Here is a 16,194-nt window from a genome sequence, read left to right on the forward strand (position 1 = left end):
CAAGCACCTAATAACGCCGTGTTGAGCGGTGAGTTGACCTTGGGGGGACTCGACAAAGCCCCCCGCCCGGTGGGCGGAGGGCGGCGCGACAGGCCGTGTGACCGGCGGCGGGACCGGCCGGGGCGGGCGGAAGGGCCGTGGCGCGGGCCGGTGGGCCCGGGCCGTCAGAAGGGGTAGTCGGCGATCACCCAGGTCGCGAATTCACGCCACTGGCCCGCCGCCGCCTGGTGTGCGGGGTGCTCCAGGTACGTCTTCAGGTCGGCGGCGTCCGCGACCGACGAGTTGATCGCGAAGTCATAGGCGATCGGCCGGTCGGTGACGTTCCAGCCGCACTCCCACGAGGTCAGCTCGGGGATCAGCCCGCCCAGCTCCTCGAAGGCCTTCGCTCCGGCGACGACCCGGGACTCGTCCCGGCCGACCCCGTCATTGAGCTTGAACAGAACCAGATGGCGGATCACGCGGAACTCCTCGCCGGCGCCGAGCCGGTCAGTTGACCAGCTCGTGCATGAACTCTCCGATACCCCTCGCGGCGTTCGAAATGCCCTCGAACCCTACCTGTACGAGATCGGCGGCGCGCGCCGGCTGCGTGATGATCGTGTACAGCACGAAGACAACGAGAATGTACATAGTGACCTTTTTCGCCTGCGCCATGCCCCTTGCCCTCCCCGGCAGCAGTCGGCAGCCCCCAACCGGCTGCCTGAGCGTGCGATCGGTGGAGTCTATCCATCGAACGGCCCATTCAGCGGCCCGCCAGCGGCCCAACCGGCGCTTTGGGAGGAAGGTCCCCAAGATCGGCCCACCCACCACCGCCCCGCCCGCGCCCGCCGGCCCCACTGAACGACGAAAGCCCCGCCTCTTACGAGACGGGGCTTCCGTGCGTACTGCACAAGAGCGGTAGCGGTGGGATTTGAACCCACGGTGAAGTTGCCCCCACACACGCTTTCGAGGCGTGCTCCTTAGGCCACTCGGACACGCTACCGAGAGAGAGCTTAGCCCACGTGAGGCCGTGCTCCGAAATCGCCCGAGCGGAAGAAGCGGGTGAGGAGGGCGGCGCACTCGTCGGCGAGTACTCCGTGGATGACTTCCGGACGGTGGTTGAGGCGGCGGTCGCGGACGACGTCCCACAAGGAGCCCACGGCGCCGCCCTTCTCGTCCACCGCGCCGTACACGACACGGTCGAGTCGGGACAGGACGATCGCGCCCGCGCACATCGTGCACGGCTCCAGCGTGACGACCAGCGTGCAGCCGGTCAGCCGCCACTCGCCCGGCCGTCGGACACCGCCGTCCGGGTCCGGGTCGCCGTCCGCCGCCCGGCGCAGCGTCGCGGCGGCGTCGCGGATCGCGAGGACCTCGGCGTGGGCGGTCGGATCACCGGTCGCCTCGCGTTCGTTGCGGCCCCGGCCGATGACCGTGCCGTCCGGGGCGAGCACGACCGCGCCCACCGGCACGTCGCCGGTGCGCGGGGCGAGCTCCGCCTCCTCCAGGGCATGGCGCATCGGCCCGGCCCACGGGTCGCGCAGCGGATCGCGCGGAGGACCGGGCGGGGGTGGGGGCGTGCTCAGCGGACCGCCTCCAGAACGTCGGCGCAGCCGATCGCCTCGGCGATCTCGCCGAGCGCCTCCCCGGTGAGCGCGCCGTCGCCGCTGAGGTCCAGCAGCTCCTTCTCGCTCATGCCGAGATCGGCGAGCAGACCGGCCTCGCCGAGCGGGCCGGCCGGCACGTGGTCCTCGGCGGGGCCGGGGACCACGTCCTCGTCACCGTCGTCGTCGCCGTCCTCGGTGCCGTCGAGGTCGACCAGGTCGTCGAGGGGGTCCTCGGGGTCCCGGCCGAGCAGTTCGTCGGTGAGCAGGATCTCCCCGTACGAGCTGCGGGCTGCCGCGGCGGCATCGGACACATAGATCCTGGGGTCCTCTTCACCATCGACGCGGATGACGCCGAACCAGGCGTCCTCCTGCTCGATGAAGACCAGAACCGTTTCCTCCTCGGCGATGGCCGCACGGGCCAGATCGCTCAGGTCGCCGAGGGTTTCCACATCGTCGAGATCAGGTTCGCTCGCTTGCCAACCGTTCTCGTTGCGCGCGAGCAGTGCGGCGAAGTACACCGTGACTCTCCCACAGGTCTCAGGCCGTCCGGACCGGGCGGGGAGCACCCCACCCACTCGGCATCGTGGCAGAAACCTGGGCTTTGCGAAGGGTCTTCCGCAGTCCGACGTGCCAGGTCTTCGTCACGTCCGGCCGCGGAACGCCCCTCCGACGCCCTCCCGGGGCCGCTTCGAGCCCGCCCCCGCACCGTTTCCGGGGGTGCGGGGGAACCCGGCCGGCTACCAGCGGAAGGTGCGCATTCGCATGGCCTGCCGCATCCGGGCCGCGCGCGCCCTGCGCGGTTGCACGCGCTCGCGCAGCTCCTTCGCCTCGTTGAGCTCGCGCAGGAACATCACCCGGCGTCTGCGGCGCTCCGCGTCGCGCTCCTCCTGGGTCTTGCGCTTGCTCTGCTTGTCCAGCTTCGTGCGGCCGGCCTGCTTGTCCTGCTTGTCCTGCGGCTCGTGCTTCTCCTGCTCACCGCGCTTGTCCTGCTGGTCCCGCGCGGCGTTCCGCGCAGCCCTCCGCGCTTTCGGCTCTCCGGGTCCTCCCGGCTCGACGCTGTTCTGGCTCGGCTCCGGCATGTGCACCACCCGTGGGGGGTCGGGTCACCCGGGGGCGCTCCGGGCGTATGTGCACAGGTTCCCTCTACCGGTCGGTTTGATGCCTGATCGGCGGAGAGAGGCGGTACGGACGCGAGCGGCGGCGGGGACCCCTGGGACTCGGTTAATGTCGGGTGCATGCGGATCCACGTAGTCGACCACCCACTGGTCGCGCACAAGCTCACCACCCTGCGCGACGAGCGCACCGACTCGCCGACGTTCCGTCGGCTGGCCGATGAACTCGTCACCCTGCTCGCCTACGAGGCGACGCGTGACGTGCGTACCGAGCAGGTCGACATCCGGACCCCGGTCGCCCCGACCACCGGCGTCCGGCTCTCGTACCCGCGCCCGCTCGTCGTCCCGATCCTGCGCGCCGGCCTGGGCATGCTCGACGGCATGGTGCGGCTGCTGCCGACCGCCGAGGTCGGTTTCCTCGGCATGATCCGTGACGAGGAGACCCTGGAGGCGAAGACGTACGCCACGCGGATGCCGCAGGACCTCTCCGGCCGCCAGGTCTACGTCGTCGACCCGATGCTGGCCACCGGCGGCACGCTCGTCGCCGCCATCAACCTGCTCATCGAGCGCGGCGCGGACGACGTCACCGCGATCGTGCTGCTCGCGGCGCCCGAGGGCATCGAGGTCATGGAGCGGGAGCTGGCGGGCAAGCCGGTCACCGTCGTCACCGCCTCGGTCGACGAGGGGCTGAACGAGAACAGCTACATCGTCCCGGGCCTGGGCGACGCGGGGGACCGGCTCTACGGGACCGCCGGCTAGCCGGCCCCGCACCCCGCTTCCGACGCCTGTGCCTGACGCCTGACGCCTGAAGCTTGAGGCTTGACGCGAGGAGCCCCGGACCTGAGTGGTCCGGGGCTCCTCTGTCGTTCGGTGTCGTTCGGTGCGGGTGGGAAGAAGACGTCGGTCAGCAGCTGGGCGAGGGTGCGGGGGTCGGGGAGGCCGCGGTGGCCAGGGCCTTGGCGGCGTCCTTCGGATCGGCCAGCTTCGTGTACGCCGTCCCGATCACCAGGTCCACGGCGGGGCCGGCGCGCTTCGGGTCGATCCGCACCGTGGAGCCCGCCACCTGCGTGCCGACGACCCGCGCCGCCCGCTCACCGGCGGGGCCGGCCACGATCAGCGCCGGGACGGCGACCTTCTTCTCGTACTCGATCGGGGCGTTGCTGAACTTGATGACGTGGAAGCCGCGCTTGGCCATCTCGTCGGCCGTGACCCTGGCCAGGCCGCCCTTCGGCGTCGCGTTGAAGACGGTGACGCCGATCGTCGCCGGCGCGGGCAGCGGAGCGGGCTTGCCCGTCGGCTTCGGCGCGGGGGCGGCCGTCGGCTTGCAACTGACCGGGGCGGCGTGCGCCTGGGCGGGGTCCTTGCCCGAGCCGCCGGAGAAGACGTCGATGAGTTGCAGCGTCCCCCAGCCGATCAGGCCGAGCACCACCACCGAGGAGACGACGGCCAGAATGATGCGGCCGCGCCGGCGCGGCCGACCCAGCCGGGGGTACTGGTTTCCGGTGATCCGGTACTTCCCGCCCATGCCGGAAGGGGTGAGCATGCTCATGGGCGCAGCGTAGTGCGCTCATCGCCGGAGCGTACTAAATGATCAATGAATGGCGCAGTGCCGAACCCGAAAGGGCGAACTCCGGCCCCCGAACAGCGCTCTGCGCGCGACGCGGCGCGCGGGGCCGGTAGCGGATGCCAGGCGTGGGTGCCGGGTGCGGGAGCCGGGTGTGGCGGGGGATGCCGTCAGTCCATCTCCAGGACACGGGCATGCAGAACCTGGCGCTGCTGCAGCGCCGCCCTGACCGCCCGGTGCAGTCCGTCCTCGAGGTACAGGTCACCGTGCCACTTCACGACGTGCGCGAAGAGGTCGCCGTAGAACGTCGAGTCCTCGGCGAGCAGGGTTTCCAGATCGAGCTGGCCCTTGGTGGTGACCAGCTGGTCGAGGCGTACCGGACGTGGAGCGACATCCGCCCACTCTCGCGTGCTGACCCGGCCGTGGTCGGGATACGGCCGCCCGTTTCCGATGCGCTTGAAGATCACACGGAAAGCCTACCGGGCAAGCCCGTGCGGGCGCAGCAGTGGCGTAGGAGTGCAAAGGTGGTAATTACGTCGATAGCCGGACCTAGCGGGAGCCTGTCATGACCGATCCGCAAGCGCAGGCGGCACTTCCGGCCGATCCTCCCGCGAATTCACCGGTCGGCGCACCCGCCGCGCCGACCGCCGGTACGCCCGCCGATGCGCCGTCCGGCACGCCTGCCGATGTGCCGTCCGGTACGCCTGCCGGTACGCCCGCCGACGCGCCCGGCGCCCCGGCGGGTCTGCCCGCCCCCGCCGCCGCGATCCTGGCCGGGTACACCTTCACCGGTCCCGCGCTCGACCTGGGCGCGCTCCTGTGGGACGGCACCTGCCACCCCGACGCCCAGATCCGTATCCCGCTCGGCATGCTCAACCGGCACGGCCTCGTCGCGGGAGCCACCGGCACCGGCAAGACCAAGACGCTGCAACTCATCGCCGAACAGCTCTCGGCCAACGGGGTGCCGGTCTTCCTCGCCGACGTCAAGGGCGACGTCTCCGGCATCTCCGCGCCGGGCCAACCCAACGACAAGGTCGCGCAGCGCACCACCGAAGTCGGTCAGAACTGGGCGGCGTCCGGCTTCCCGGCCGAGTTCTACGCGCTCGGCGGCGTCGGCGCGGGCATCCCGCTGCGGGCGACGGTCACCGGCTTCGGCCCGATCCTGATGTCGAAGGTGCTCGGGCTCAACCAGACGCAGGAGCAGTCGCTCGGGCTGATCTTCCACTACGCCGACACCAAGGGCCTGGAGCTGGTCGACCTCAAGGACCTGCGGGCCGTCATCGCCTTCCTCACCTCGGACACCGGCAAGGGCGAGCTGAAGAACATCGGCGGCATCTCGTCCGCCACCGCCGGGGTCCTCATGCGCACCCTGACGGCGTTCGAGGCGCAGGGAGCCGAACCGTTCTTCGGCGAACCGGAGTTCGACACCGCCGAACTGCTGCGGACCGCGCCCGACGGGCGCGGGATGGTGTCGGTGCTGGAGCTGCCGACCGTCCAGGACCGGCCGCAGCTCTTCTCCACCTTCCTGATGTGGCTGCTCGCCGACCTCTTCCAGGACCTCCCGGAGGTCGGCGACCTCGACCGGCCGAAGCTCGTCTTCTTCTTCGACGAGGCCCACCTGCTCTTCAACGGCGCGTCGAAGGCCTTCCTCGACGCCATCACCCAGACGGTGCGGCTGATCCGCTCCAAGGGCGTGGGCATCTTCTTCGTCACCCAGACCCCGAAGGACGTGCCCTCCGACGTCCTCGCCCAGCTCGGCAACCGCGTGCAGCACGCCCTGCGCGCCTTCACCCCCGAGGACGCCAAGTCCCTCAAGGCGACCGTCACGACGTTCCCCCACTCCGCCTACGACCTCGGCGAGCTGCTGACCGCGCTGGGCACGGGCGAGGCCGTCGTCACCGTCCTCAGCGAGAAGGGCGCGCCGACCCCGGTCGCCGCCACCCGGCTGCGGGCCCCGCAGTCCCTGATGGGTCCCATCGACGCGCCCGCCATGGACGCGGCGGTGAAGTCGTCGCCGCTCTGGTCCCGCTACGCGCAGGCCGTCGACCGCGAGTCGGCCTTCGAGAAGCTGAACGCCGCTGCCGACGCCGTCGCCATGGCCCCGCCCGCGGGCTCGGAGCCCGCGCGGGCGCCCGCCGAACCGTCGGGGAAGGCGGCCGGGAGCGTCGTGGACCAGGTCGTCGGCAGCGGTGTGTTCAAGTCGCTGACGCGTTCGCTGGGCACGCAGCTCGGCCGCGAGATCAGCCGCTCGCTGTTCGGGACGCGCAAGCGCCGCTAAACCCTCCCCAGCAGGGCTTCCGCCCGGTCTCCAGAAAAATTCACCCGCGCTGTCAACCGGACACGGGGTCCGGGGCGTATGCCTGGTGAGTCCGCGGAGAATCTGGAGTGAGTGTTGACCGTCGAGGAGTTCGAGGAGTTCTACGCGCACGCGGTGGGACGCCTGACGGGTCAGCTCTACGTGATGCTCGGCGACCTGCACGAGGCGCAGGACGTCGTCCAGGAGGCGTTCGTCCGCGGCTGGAGCCGTCGCCGCCAGCTGGACGGCGACGGCGCGCCGGAGGCCTGGATCCGTACGGTCGCCTGGCGCCTCGCGGTGAGCCGCTGGCGCGGCCGGCGGCGCTCCGACGACGCCTGGCGGCGGCATGGCGGCGCGCCCTCCGTCGAGGGGCCGGGTCCCGAGCCGGTGGCGCTGGTGTCGGCGCTGCGCGAGCTGTCGCCGCGGCAGCGGCGCACGGTCGTCCTGCACTACGTCTGCGACCTGTCCGTGGACCAGATCGCCGCCGAGACCGGTGTCTCCAGCGGCACCGTCAAGACGCATCTGCACCGGGGGCGGGCGGCGCTGGCCGACCGCCTGGCGGATCCCGCCGCACCGACCGCTCCCGCCGCTTCGACCCGCTCGCACGGCCCCGACGACGCGCATGATCCGCACGCTCCGCACGATCCGCCCGTAGAGGAGGCTCCCGGTGCCTGAGCTCCACGACCCCCGAGACCCGCTCAGCCCCCGCACCCCCCGCGTCCCGAGCATCCCCAGCAGCTCCGACGCACCCGAGGACGTGCTGACGAGCGCCCTCAAGGACGCGGCCGCCGCCGGGCAGACCGCGGCGTCCCCCGCCCCCCTCACCGTGATCATGGCGCGCGGCGACCGGATGCGGCGCCGCCGGACGGTCGGCTACGCCGTCGCCGCCTGCCTCGCGGTCGGGGGTACGGGCGCCGCGGTGGCGGCCGTCCTGCCGTTGGGCGGCGGGGCGGTCGCCCCCGCGACGTCCCCGTCCGGCTCGAACCCGGACCGGGGCCGGGACACCGTGCCCAGCCCGCGGCTCTCCACCCCGGGGTCGACGCAGCTCGGGCCGGCCAGCGGCACGCCGACCGGGATCCGCACGGGCGGGCCCGGCGCGAGCGAGACGGACCACGGCCCGGCGACCCACGCGCCGACGACGACCGAGACGGCCGGTTCGGGGCCGGGCGGACCGCCCGCGGCCGCGACCACCTCGGCCCCGCCGCCGGACAGCACGCTGCGCACCACCGCCCCGCCCGGCTGACCCCCGCCGACTCCGCCACCTGAAGGACCCGCCGAAGCACCCGGTCGCGCCACCGGGCGATCCCGCACGCCCGAAACCCCCGCACCGCCACCCTCTGGAGCCGAACCATGTCCGTCGTACCCGCCCCGCGGACGCGGGGGGCCGAGGCCCCGGTGGACCCGCGACGCCTGCTGCCCTCGCCCAGGAAGGGCGACGGCGGCGGCCCGCGGGACCGCCGTCCGCCGGCGCCTTCGGCCGCGCGCCGGCTGCTCCGCGCCGTCAGCGCCACCGACCGGACGGTGCTCACGCTCTACGCGCTCACCCGGCTCGGCATCTGGGTCACCGCCTACTGCACCGGCTGGCTGTTCACCGGCGACGGCCGCGCCAGGGAGGCACCGCCGCTGCTCACGCGGTGGGAGCAGTGGGACTGGTCGTACTTCGTCCGCATCGCCGAGTACGGCTACTTCGGCAACCCCGACGGCGCCGCGCCCCCCGACAACCGCGAGGCGTTCTTCCCGGGCCTGCCGCTGCTGCTCCGCGCCGTGCACACCGTCGTCCCCGACTGGACGGTGGCGGGCCTGCTCATCTCGTTCGTCGCCGGGGCCGTCGCCGTCCTGGCCCTGGCCCGCACAGCCCGCCTCCACGTCCCCGAAGCGGCCGGCGCGGCTGCGGAGGCGGGGGAGGTGGGTGAGCACGCGGTGTTCTTCCTGCTCCTGTCGCCCTGCGCGGTGTTCCTGGCCGTCGGGTACACCGAGGCCCTCTTCCTGGCGTTCGCCCTGCCCGCCTGGCTGGCCGCCAAGCGGGGCCGCTGGCCACTGGCGGCGGTCCTGGCCTGCTGCGCCACCACCGTCCGGATCAGCGGGCTGTTCCTCGCGGCCGCCCTGGCCGCCGAGTTCCTGACCGGCCTCCCGGCCGCCACCGACCTCCGCCGACACCTGCGCACCCTCCCCTGGCTGGCCGTCCCGGTCCTGCCCGCGCTCGTCCACACCTGGTACCTGCACGCCCGGACGGGCGACTGGATGGCCTGGAAGCACGCGCAGGAACGCGGCTGGTACCGGCAGTTCCACACCCCGTGGGAGGCCTGGCAGCACACCTGGGACTCGGCCTTCTCCCACACCCAGACCACCGGCTACGCCCTCATGTTCCGGGCCGAACTCGTCGCCATGGTGCTCGGCCTGCTCGTCCTCGCCCGCCTCCTGCAGCGGCGGCGGTGGCCGGAGGCGGTCTACATCGCGCTCACCCTCTGGGCGCTGGGAACCTCGTACTGGTACATGTCCATCCCCCGCGCCACCCTCCTGTGGTGGCCGCTGTGGATCGGCCTCGCCCGCTGGTCCCTCCACCGCCCCTGGCTCCGCACCGCCCACCTTTGCCTGTCCGCCCCCCTGATGACCGTCCTGGCCGTCGCCTTCACCTCGGGCCGCTGGGCGGGCTGACGAACCGTCGAGCCGACGCGCTTTCAGCGCCCCCGCGCTCCTTGTCCGTTCGGCCAAAGGATCATCCAGATGGGGACGATCCGCGCCAATGTCCTCTACGATCGCGAATCCGAACGCCCCAGTGCGACACGGTGCACTCAGGGAGTCGGCCGGGCACGTAGGAGGCAGTTGTGGCGAGAGGCACCCCCCTGCTGGCCGTGCGCCGGGCTTCCAAGCGGTTCGGCGCGGTGCAGGCGCTGAGCGACGTCGACCTCGAGATCGACGAGGGCGAGGCGGTCGGCCTGGTCGGGGCCAACGGGGCCGGCAAGTCCACCCTGGTCAAGGTGATCGCCGGGGTGTCGCCGCCGGACAGCGGGGTGATCGAGTGGAAGGGCCGGCCGGTCGACCTCCGCACGCCGCTCGACGCGCAGAAGCTGGGCATCGTCGCCGTCCACCAGGACCTGTCGCTCTGCGACAACCTCGACACCGTCGAGAACCTCTTCCTGGGCCGCGAGCTGCGCCGGTTCCTCCGGCTCGACGAGGTCGAGATGGAGAAGCGCTCCCGCGCGCTGCTCAACGTCCTGTCCGTCCGGATCCCCGACCTGCGCGTCCCGGTCGCCTCGCTCTCGGCCGCGCAGCGCCAGGGCGTCGCCATCGCGCGTGCGCTGCTCGGGAAGCCGGCCCTCGTCGTCCTGGACGAGCCCACCGCCGCGCTGGGCCCGCAGCAGGCCGCCGTGGTCCTCGCCATGGTGCAGCGGCTGCGCGACCAGCGGCTCGGGGTGCTCCTGGTCAGCCACGAGATGGACGAGGTCCGGGCGGTCACCGACCGGGTGGCGGTGCTGCGGGTCGGCCGCAACACCGGCTTCTTCGACACGAAGTACACCACCCAGGAGCAGATCGACTCCGCCGTCACCGGCAACCAGGCCGCGGCCGTCACCCTCCAGCAGAGCCTGCTGCCGCACGGGCTGCCGGACCAGGACGCCCTCGACGTCGCCTCCCGCTACCTGCCCGCGCGGGCGGGGGTCGGCGGCGACTGGTTCGACGTCATCCCGCTGCCGGGCGCGCGCGTCGCGCTGGTCGTCGGGGACATCGTCGGGCACGGGCTGCACGCAGCCGCCACCATGGGGCGGCTGCGGACGGCGGTGCACAACTTCTCCATGCTGGACCTGCCGCCCGACGACCTCCTGGCGCACCTCGACGACCTCGTGAGCCGGATGGACCGGGACGACGGGGTCCCGGGCGGCGGCCTGACCCCCGCCGTCGGCGCCACCTGCCTCTATGCGATCTACGACCCCGTCTCGCGGCGCTGCGAGCTGGCCCGCGCCGGCCACCTGCCGCCCGCGCTCGTCCGCCCCGACGGGACGGTGGAGTACCTCGACGTGCCGGCCGGGCCGCCGCTGGGCCTGGGCGGCCTGCCCTTCGAGGCGGTGGAGCACGTGCTGCCCGAGGGCAGCAAGCTCGTCCTCTACACGGACGGCCTGGTCGAGGACCGCGACCGCGACATCGACGTCGGGCTGGAACTCCTGCGCACCGTCCTGGCGGGCCCCGACCGCGACCCGGAGCAGACCTGCGACGCGGTCCTCGACGCGCTGCTCCCGGCGGAGCCGACGGACGACGTCGCCCTGCTCGTCGCCCGCGCCCGCGCGCTGCCGGAGGACCGCGTCGCCCGCTGGTCCGTACCGTCGGAGCCGTCCGCCGTCTCGGCCGTACGGGCCGCCGCGCTGCGGCAGCTGGAGCAGTGGGGACTGGACGAGCTGGCGTTCACCACGGAGCTGATCCTCAGCGAGCTGATCACCAACGCCATCCGCCACGCGGCCGGGCCGATCACCGTCCGGCTGCTCCTGGACCGCACCCTGATCTGCGAGGTCGCCGACGCGAGCAGCACGGCCCCGCACCTGCGCTACGCGGCCACCACGGACGAGGGCGGCCGCGGCCTGTTCCTCGTCGCCCAACTGGCCGAACACTGGGGCACCCGCTACACCGCCACCGGAAAGATCATCTGGTCCGAGCAGCGCCTCCCGGCCGGGCGCGCTCCCGCCCCTTCCGGCACTCCGTGACCCCTGTTTCGCCTTGACACCCCTGGTGGGCGGGCGTACAGAGAAGAGATGCGCCAGGGCGTGCCGGCGGACCCGCGAGGGACGCAAGTGACCGGCAGTACCGCGGGAACGCGCACCGGGATCGGTCCGGATGGTGTCCGCCGGTTCCGACGCGGGCCCGAACCGTCCCAGCCGCCCCCCGCACGCCCTCCCGCGCCCGCGCCGACCCCGGTGGACGACGCTCTGCGCGTCCGGCCGCCCGCCGCGAACCAGGAGCGGGACGACCTGCTCGCCGCGGCCGTGCGCAAGGTGCTCCGGGACACCGACGCCTACAGCTGCCTGGTGTACCTGCGCTCCCGTGACCGGCGCTCGCTGGTGCTGAGCACCGTCTCGGGCGTCCCGGTGTCGGCGCTGGGCGCCTTCCGCCGCATCTCGGTGCGCGGTCAGCTGCCCGCCCCGATGGCCTATCGGACCGGCCGCAGCGTCTGCCTGTCGGGGACGGACGAGACGCTGCGGCGCTTTCCGGAGCTGCTGGTGGGCCTGCCGTACTCGTTCGCGTCCGTCTGCGCGCCGATCATCTCCGGCACGGAAACCTACGGGGTGCTGTGCGCGCTGTGGACGCCCTCGTCCACCGGCCTGCCGGCGTCCGCCCGCCGGCACCTGCGGACCTCGGCCAACCGGCTGGGGGGCCAGCTCGCGGAGCTGGCGGCCGGGGGAGACCGGGTGGAGGGCGGGGGCGACGCGGCCGTGGTCGAGCTGCCCACGGCGCCGGGCACGGCGATCCGGCTCGGGCTGTTCGACTGGAACCTCTCCACCGGCGCCCTCTCCGCCGACGACGAGCTGTGCGCGATCCTCGGCCGGACGCCGGACCGGTTCGACGGCCGGGCCGAGACCGTGGCCGCCCAGCTCCACCCCGACGACCTGCCGGGTTTCTGCACGGCCGCCCGCGGCGCGCTGCTGGAGGGCGGGGTGCTGGCCATGCGGCTGCGGGTGACGGCCGGGGGCAACCGGTCGCGAACCGTCGAGGTGCGGGCCCGGGCGTCCGAGCCGGTGGGCGGTGGGGCCCCGGACCATCTGGTGGGCACGGTCCTGGACACCGGCAGCGGGGTCGCCGCCGCCGAGGCCGTCGAACGGCTGCGGCAGGGGATCTTCTCGCTCGACCCGGACGGCCGGATCACGTACGCGAACCTCGGCGCCGAGCTGCTGCTGGGCGCCCACCGCGAGGAGATGCTCGGGCGGCACCTGTGGGACTGCCTCGGATGGCTCTCGGACCCCGCGTACGAGGACCGCCACCGGGCGGCGATGATCTCCCGGCAGTCCACCACGTACCTGGCCTGCCGCCCGCCCGACCGCTGGCTGGCCTTCGCCTTCTACCCGGACGCGCACGGGGTCACCGGCACGGTGATCCCGGCGGCCGGGCCCCTCGCGGGCAACGGGCGGGGGCCGGCGGAGGGGCCCTCCCGGGCACCGGGCGAGCCCCGGCCGACGTCGACCCGGTCGACGGGGGAGCCCTCATCGGCCCCGCGCGCATCGGGGTCGACACCGACCGCGCGGCCGTCGCGTGCGCGGCCGTCGACTCCGCCGCCGTCGCCCCCACCCGCCGCCTTCGAGCCGCCGACGCCCGCCCGGCGGGCCGGCGTCGGGGCGATCTACCGGCTGCTGCAGCTGGCCAGCACGCTGACCCAGGCCGTGACCGTCCGCGAGGTGTGCACGGCCGTCGCGGAGCAGATACTGCCGGCCTTCGGCGGCCAGGAGCTGGCGATCTACGTCGTCACCGGGAACCGCCTGAACCTCGCCCACCAGGTGGGCTACCCCGAGGCGTTCCTGGACCGTTTCGAGGGCACGCCGATGGGGGCCCGGCTGCCCGGCGTGGAGGCGCTGAGCACGGGTGCGCCGATCTTCTTCGCGTCCGTCGAAGAGCTGTCCCGCGCCTACCCCGGGATACCGCTCGACGAGATGTGCGCCTGGGCCTTCCTCCCGCTGATCGCCTCCGGCCACCCCGTCGGCAGCTGCATCCTGGGCTTCGACGAGCCGCACCCCTTCACGACCGAGGAGCGCGGGGTGCTGACCGCGCTGGGCGGCCTGATCGCCCAGGCACTGGAGCGCGCCCGCCTCTACGACACCGAGTTCGCCCTCGCCCGCGGCCTGCAGAACGCGCTGCTGCCGCACCGGCTGCCCAAGGTGCCGGGCGTGACCATCGCGGCCCGCTACCTGCCGGGGACGCAGAGCATGGAGATCGGCGGGGACTGGTACGACGCGATCGACACCGCGCAGGGGCTGTGCCTGGTCATCGGCGACGTCGAGGGCCACAGCGTCGCCGCCGCCGCGACCATGGGCCAACTCCGCAGCGCGGTACGGGCCTTCGCGACCAGCGGCTGCGAGCCGAACGAGGTGCTGGTGCGCACCAACCGGCTGCTGGCCGACCTCGACCCCGGGCTGCTCGCCAGCTGCTGCCTGATCCAGCTGGACCGGACGGCGGGGCGGGCGGTCATCGCGCGCGCCGGCCACCTCCCGCCGCTGCTGCGGCACGCCGACGGCCGCACGGAGGTCCTGGAGTGCCCGGGCGGCGCGCTGCTCGGCGTCGACCCGCTCGCGGAGTACCCGGTCAGCGAGCTGCTGCCGCCGCCGGGGTCGGTGCTCGCCCTGTACACGGACGGCCTGGTGGAGGAGCCGGGAACGTCGATCGACGAGGGCATCGACCGCCTGCGCGTCTCGCTCGCCCACGCCGACGCGAATTCCCTGGAGCAACTCGCCGACCGCCTGCTGAGCGCCGCCCGCCGCTCGACCCACCGCGCCGACGACGTGGCCCTGCTGCTCACGGCGTTCGCCCCGGAGCGGTAGCGCGCCCCGCGCCGCCCCGCACACAGGCAAGGCCGCCCCGCACACGGGCAAGGCCGCCCCGCACCCGGTGCCGGTCCAAACGGGTGAACGGATCGCTGGGACGTTCGACGGACGGTGGCGGCACGGTATGCCTCCCGTGCTGATTGACCGTCAGACGTCGGCCAGTGCGCCGGCCCTGCACTGGAGGGTTCATGAGATCGATTCCGCGAGGCCGCGGCACCTGGGCCGGCATCGTCGCCACGGTGATGGCCGTGGTCGCGACCGTGGGCGCTGCGCCGCCGCCCGGCCACCGTGACGACCTCGGGCCGGAGATCGCGGCGATCATGGGCAAGCCGGCCTACGAGCACGCCCAGTGGGGCTGGCTGGAGGTCGACGGCCAGACCGGGCGCGTCGTCCACGCGAACTACCCGGACCAGTTCTTCATCCCCGGCTCGACGGCCAAACTGATCAGCGTCTCGGGCGCCTGGCACGCGCTGGGCGGGGACCACCGCTTCACCACTCCCGTGCAGGCCGTCGGCCGCCGGACCGGAGGCGTCCTCAAGGGCTCGCTGGCGCTGGTCGCGCAGGGCGACCTCACGATGGGCGGGCGCACGAAGCCCGACGGCTCCGTCGACTACACCGCGATCGACCACACCTACGCGAACGACGTCCCGGGCGCCACGCTCACCCCCGAGAACCCGCTCGCGGGGCTCGACACGATCGCCCACCAGGTGCGCACGTCGGGCATCACCAAGGTCCAGGGCGACGTCGCCGTCGACTCCCGGCTCTTCACCGCCGCCTCGGCCCCCGAGCTGAACCCGAGCCCCACCCCGCTCATCATCAACGACAACGTCATCGACCTGCTGACCACGCCCACGACCGCCGGCCGCCCCGCGCAGCTCAGCTGGCGGCCCCAGGTCGCGCCGTACCAGGTGACGTCGACCGTGAAGACGGTCCCGGCGGGCGGTGCGACGAGCATCGCGGTCACCACCTCGCCGGACGGCACGCGCATCGGCCTGTCCGGGACGATCGCGGCCGGCGCCGAGCCGGTGCTGCGCGTCTCCGCGGTCAAGGACCCGGCCGCGTTCGGGCGCACGGCCCTGATCGAGGCGCTCGCCAGGGCGGGCGTCACGGTCACCGCCCGGCCGACCGGCCCCAACCCGGCCGGCCTGCTGCCGCGTTCCTACGACGGGACGCAGCGCGTCGCCGCGTACGAGTCGCCGGTCTTCGCCGAGTACACGAAGCTGATCTTCAAGGTCAGCCACAACCTCGGGGCGAACCTCGCCATCTGCCTGATGGCCGTGACAGCGGACAGCCACCGGTGCGAGGACGGCTTCCCCGTCCTCCGCGACTTCCTGCGCACGGCCGGCATCGATCCGACGCAGGTCCAGCTGCTCGACGGCCGCGGCGGCGACCCGAACGACCGGGTCACCCCGCGGGTGGAGGACGAGCTCCTGCACTACTGGCAGACGACCCCCGAGGCCGACCGCTTCCGCGAGGCGCTGCCGATCATGGGCGTGGACGGCTCACTGGCCTGGGTCTGCGACGGCTCTCCCACCTGCCCGGGCAAGGGCAAGGTGTGGGCGAAAACCGGCACCGCGGTCGGCTTCGACGCCGTCAACCAGCGGCTGGCCGTCGGCGGCCTCACCATCGGCGGCTACCTCGCCGCGGGCCACGGCCGCCTGAACACCTTCTACCTGGCCGTGAACGGCGCCTCCACCCCGAACATCAACGGCATCATCGACCTGGGCAACGACCTGGCCCGCATCGCGGGCCTCCTGCAACAGCAAGCAGAAACCAGGACCCGCCCCTGACCCGTACCGGAGGAAGCCCGGACCCCGCCCACGACGAAGGCCCGGACCGCATTGCGGTCCGGGCCTTCAGCCGGCGGAGGATACGAGATTCGAACTCGTGAGGGGTTGCCCCCAACACGCTTTCCAAGCGTGCGCCCTAGGCCACTAGGCGAATCCTCCGCGACGAACACTACAAGACTCGGAGGGGTGCTCGCGAACTCGTAAGTGGGTGATCCGATCGGGTACGCTGTGTGCAGCCCCTCACGTGGCGCTATCTCGCTGAACTCCCCCAGGGCCGGAAGGCAGCAAGGGTAGGTGGGCTCTGGCGGGTGCGTGAGGGGTCTTTGCGTTTTTCG

Annotated in this window: 14 protein-coding genes, 2 tRNA genes, 1 other RNA gene and 2 pseudogenes; 10 read left to right on the forward strand and 9 right to left on the reverse strand. The window is 73.1% G+C overall.

Annotated features, from left to right (window positions below; genetic code table 11):
- Positions 1-164: 164 nt before the first annotated feature.
- The 6 genes from ABZ721_RS15850 to ABZ721_RS15875 all read right to left on the reverse strand — a co-directional run bounded on the left by ABZ721_RS15850 (position 165) and on the right by ABZ721_RS15875 (position 2,500).
- Positions 165-458, reverse strand: coding sequence for a Dabb family protein (locus tag ABZ721_RS15850; RefSeq protein WP_358789194.1), 294 nt, complete (start codon positions 456-458; stop codon positions 165-167).
- A 28-nt stretch (positions 459-486) separates the two neighbouring features.
- A complete protein-coding gene (locus tag ABZ721_RS15855) occupies positions 487-651 on the reverse strand; it encodes a hypothetical protein (protein WP_277439019.1) in 165 nt (54 codons plus the stop codon).
- A gap of 241 nt (positions 652-892) precedes the next feature.
- Positions 893-979, reverse strand: a tRNA-Ser gene (locus ABZ721_RS15860).
- 10 nt (positions 980-989) lie between these two features.
- The gene (locus ABZ721_RS15865; protein ID WP_358789195.1) at positions 990-1,496 is read right to left on the reverse strand and encodes a nucleoside deaminase; all 507 of its coding nucleotides are present in this window, start codon (positions 1,494-1,496) and stop codon (positions 990-992) included.
- A 62-nt stretch (positions 1,497-1,558) separates the two neighbouring features.
- On the reverse strand, positions 1,559-2,101 hold the full coding sequence (locus ABZ721_RS15870; protein ID WP_358789196.1) for a hypothetical protein: 543 nt from the start codon (positions 2,099-2,101) through the stop codon (positions 1,559-1,561).
- 219 nt (positions 2,102-2,320) lie between these two features.
- Positions 2,321-2,500, reverse strand: coding sequence for a hypothetical protein (locus ABZ721_RS15875; protein WP_358789226.1), 180 nt, complete (start codon positions 2,498-2,500; stop codon positions 2,321-2,323).
- 318 nt (positions 2,501-2,818) lie between these two features.
- On the opposite strand from ABZ721_RS15875, the gene upp reads away from it, so the two are divergent.
- A complete protein-coding gene (gene upp, locus ABZ721_RS15880) occupies positions 2,819-3,454 on the forward strand; it encodes a uracil phosphoribosyltransferase (protein ID WP_277439017.1) in 636 nt (211 codons plus the stop codon).
- Positions 3,455-3,599: 145 nt separating this feature from the next.
- On the opposite strand, the gene ABZ721_RS15885 is transcribed toward upp, so the two are convergent.
- Together ABZ721_RS15885 and ABZ721_RS15890 are read right to left on the reverse strand one after the other, a co-directional pair.
- The gene (locus tag ABZ721_RS15885; protein ID WP_358789197.1) at positions 3,600-4,244 is read right to left on the reverse strand and encodes a LytR C-terminal domain-containing protein; all 645 of its coding nucleotides are present in this window, start codon (positions 4,242-4,244) and stop codon (positions 3,600-3,602) included.
- Between the two features lie 185 nt (positions 4,245-4,429).
- Positions 4,430-4,726 (reverse strand): type II toxin-antitoxin system VapB family antitoxin, encoded by a 297-nt coding sequence (locus ABZ721_RS15890; protein WP_138356234.1) that lies wholly within the window; start codon positions 4,724-4,726, stop codon positions 4,430-4,432.
- A gap of 98 nt (positions 4,727-4,824) precedes the next feature.
- Between ABZ721_RS15890 and ABZ721_RS15895 the strand changes: the two genes are divergently transcribed.
- The 8 genes and pseudogenes from ABZ721_RS15895 to dacB all read left to right on the forward strand — a co-directional run bounded on the left by ABZ721_RS15895 (position 4,825) and on the right by dacB (position 15,859).
- A complete protein-coding gene (locus ABZ721_RS15895; protein WP_358789198.1) occupies positions 4,825-6,537 on the forward strand; it encodes a helicase HerA-like domain-containing protein in 1,713 nt (570 codons plus the stop codon).
- Between the two features lie 114 nt (positions 6,538-6,651).
- Positions 6,652-7,230, forward strand: a complete 579-nt coding sequence (locus ABZ721_RS15900; RefSeq protein WP_358789199.1) for a SigE family RNA polymerase sigma factor — start codon at positions 6,652-6,654, stop codon at positions 7,228-7,230.
- Positions 7,223-7,798, forward strand: coding sequence for a hypothetical protein (locus tag ABZ721_RS15905; RefSeq protein ID WP_358789200.1), 576 nt, complete (start codon positions 7,223-7,225; stop codon positions 7,796-7,798). Before ABZ721_RS15900 ends, ABZ721_RS15905 begins: the two co-directional genes overlap by 8 nt.
- Positions 7,799-7,905: 107 nt before the next feature.
- Entirely contained in the window at positions 7,906-9,210 is a 1,305-nt protein-coding gene (locus tag ABZ721_RS15910; RefSeq protein ID WP_358789201.1) for a mannosyltransferase family protein, read from the forward strand.
- A 227-nt stretch (positions 9,211-9,437) separates the two neighbouring features.
- A pseudogene (locus ABZ721_RS15915) lies at positions 9,438-9,887 on the forward strand (ATP-binding cassette domain-containing protein); the annotation flags it as partial.
- 231 nt (positions 9,888-10,118) lie between these two features.
- A pseudogene (locus ABZ721_RS15920) lies at positions 10,119-11,246 on the forward strand (ATP-binding SpoIIE family protein phosphatase); the annotation flags it as partial.
- A gap of 210 nt (positions 11,247-11,456) precedes the next feature.
- Entirely contained in the window at positions 11,457-14,066 is a 2,610-nt protein-coding gene (locus ABZ721_RS15925; RefSeq protein ID WP_358789202.1) for a SpoIIE family protein phosphatase, read from the forward strand.
- A gap of 191 nt (positions 14,067-14,257) precedes the next feature.
- Positions 14,258-15,859 (forward strand): D-alanyl-D-alanine carboxypeptidase/D-alanyl-D-alanine-endopeptidase, encoded by a 1,602-nt coding sequence (dacB, locus tag ABZ721_RS15930; RefSeq protein ID WP_358789203.1) that lies wholly within the window; start codon positions 14,258-14,260, stop codon positions 15,857-15,859.
- Between the two features lie 74 nt (positions 15,860-15,933).
- On the opposite strand, the gene ABZ721_RS15935 is transcribed toward dacB, so the two are convergent.
- Positions 15,934-16,018, reverse strand: a tRNA-Ser gene (locus ABZ721_RS15935).
- Positions 16,019-16,090: 72 nt separating this feature from the next.
- Between ABZ721_RS15935 and ffs the strand changes: the two genes are divergently transcribed.
- Positions 16,091-16,187, forward strand: an RNA gene (gene ffs / locus ABZ721_RS15940) — signal recognition particle sRNA small type.
- Positions 16,188-16,194: the final 7 nt, after the last annotated feature.

The sequence above is a fragment of the Streptomyces sp. NPDC006733 genome (assembly GCF_040636125.1).
Lineage (GTDB): Bacteria > Actinomycetota > Actinomycetes > Streptomycetales > Streptomycetaceae > Actinacidiphila.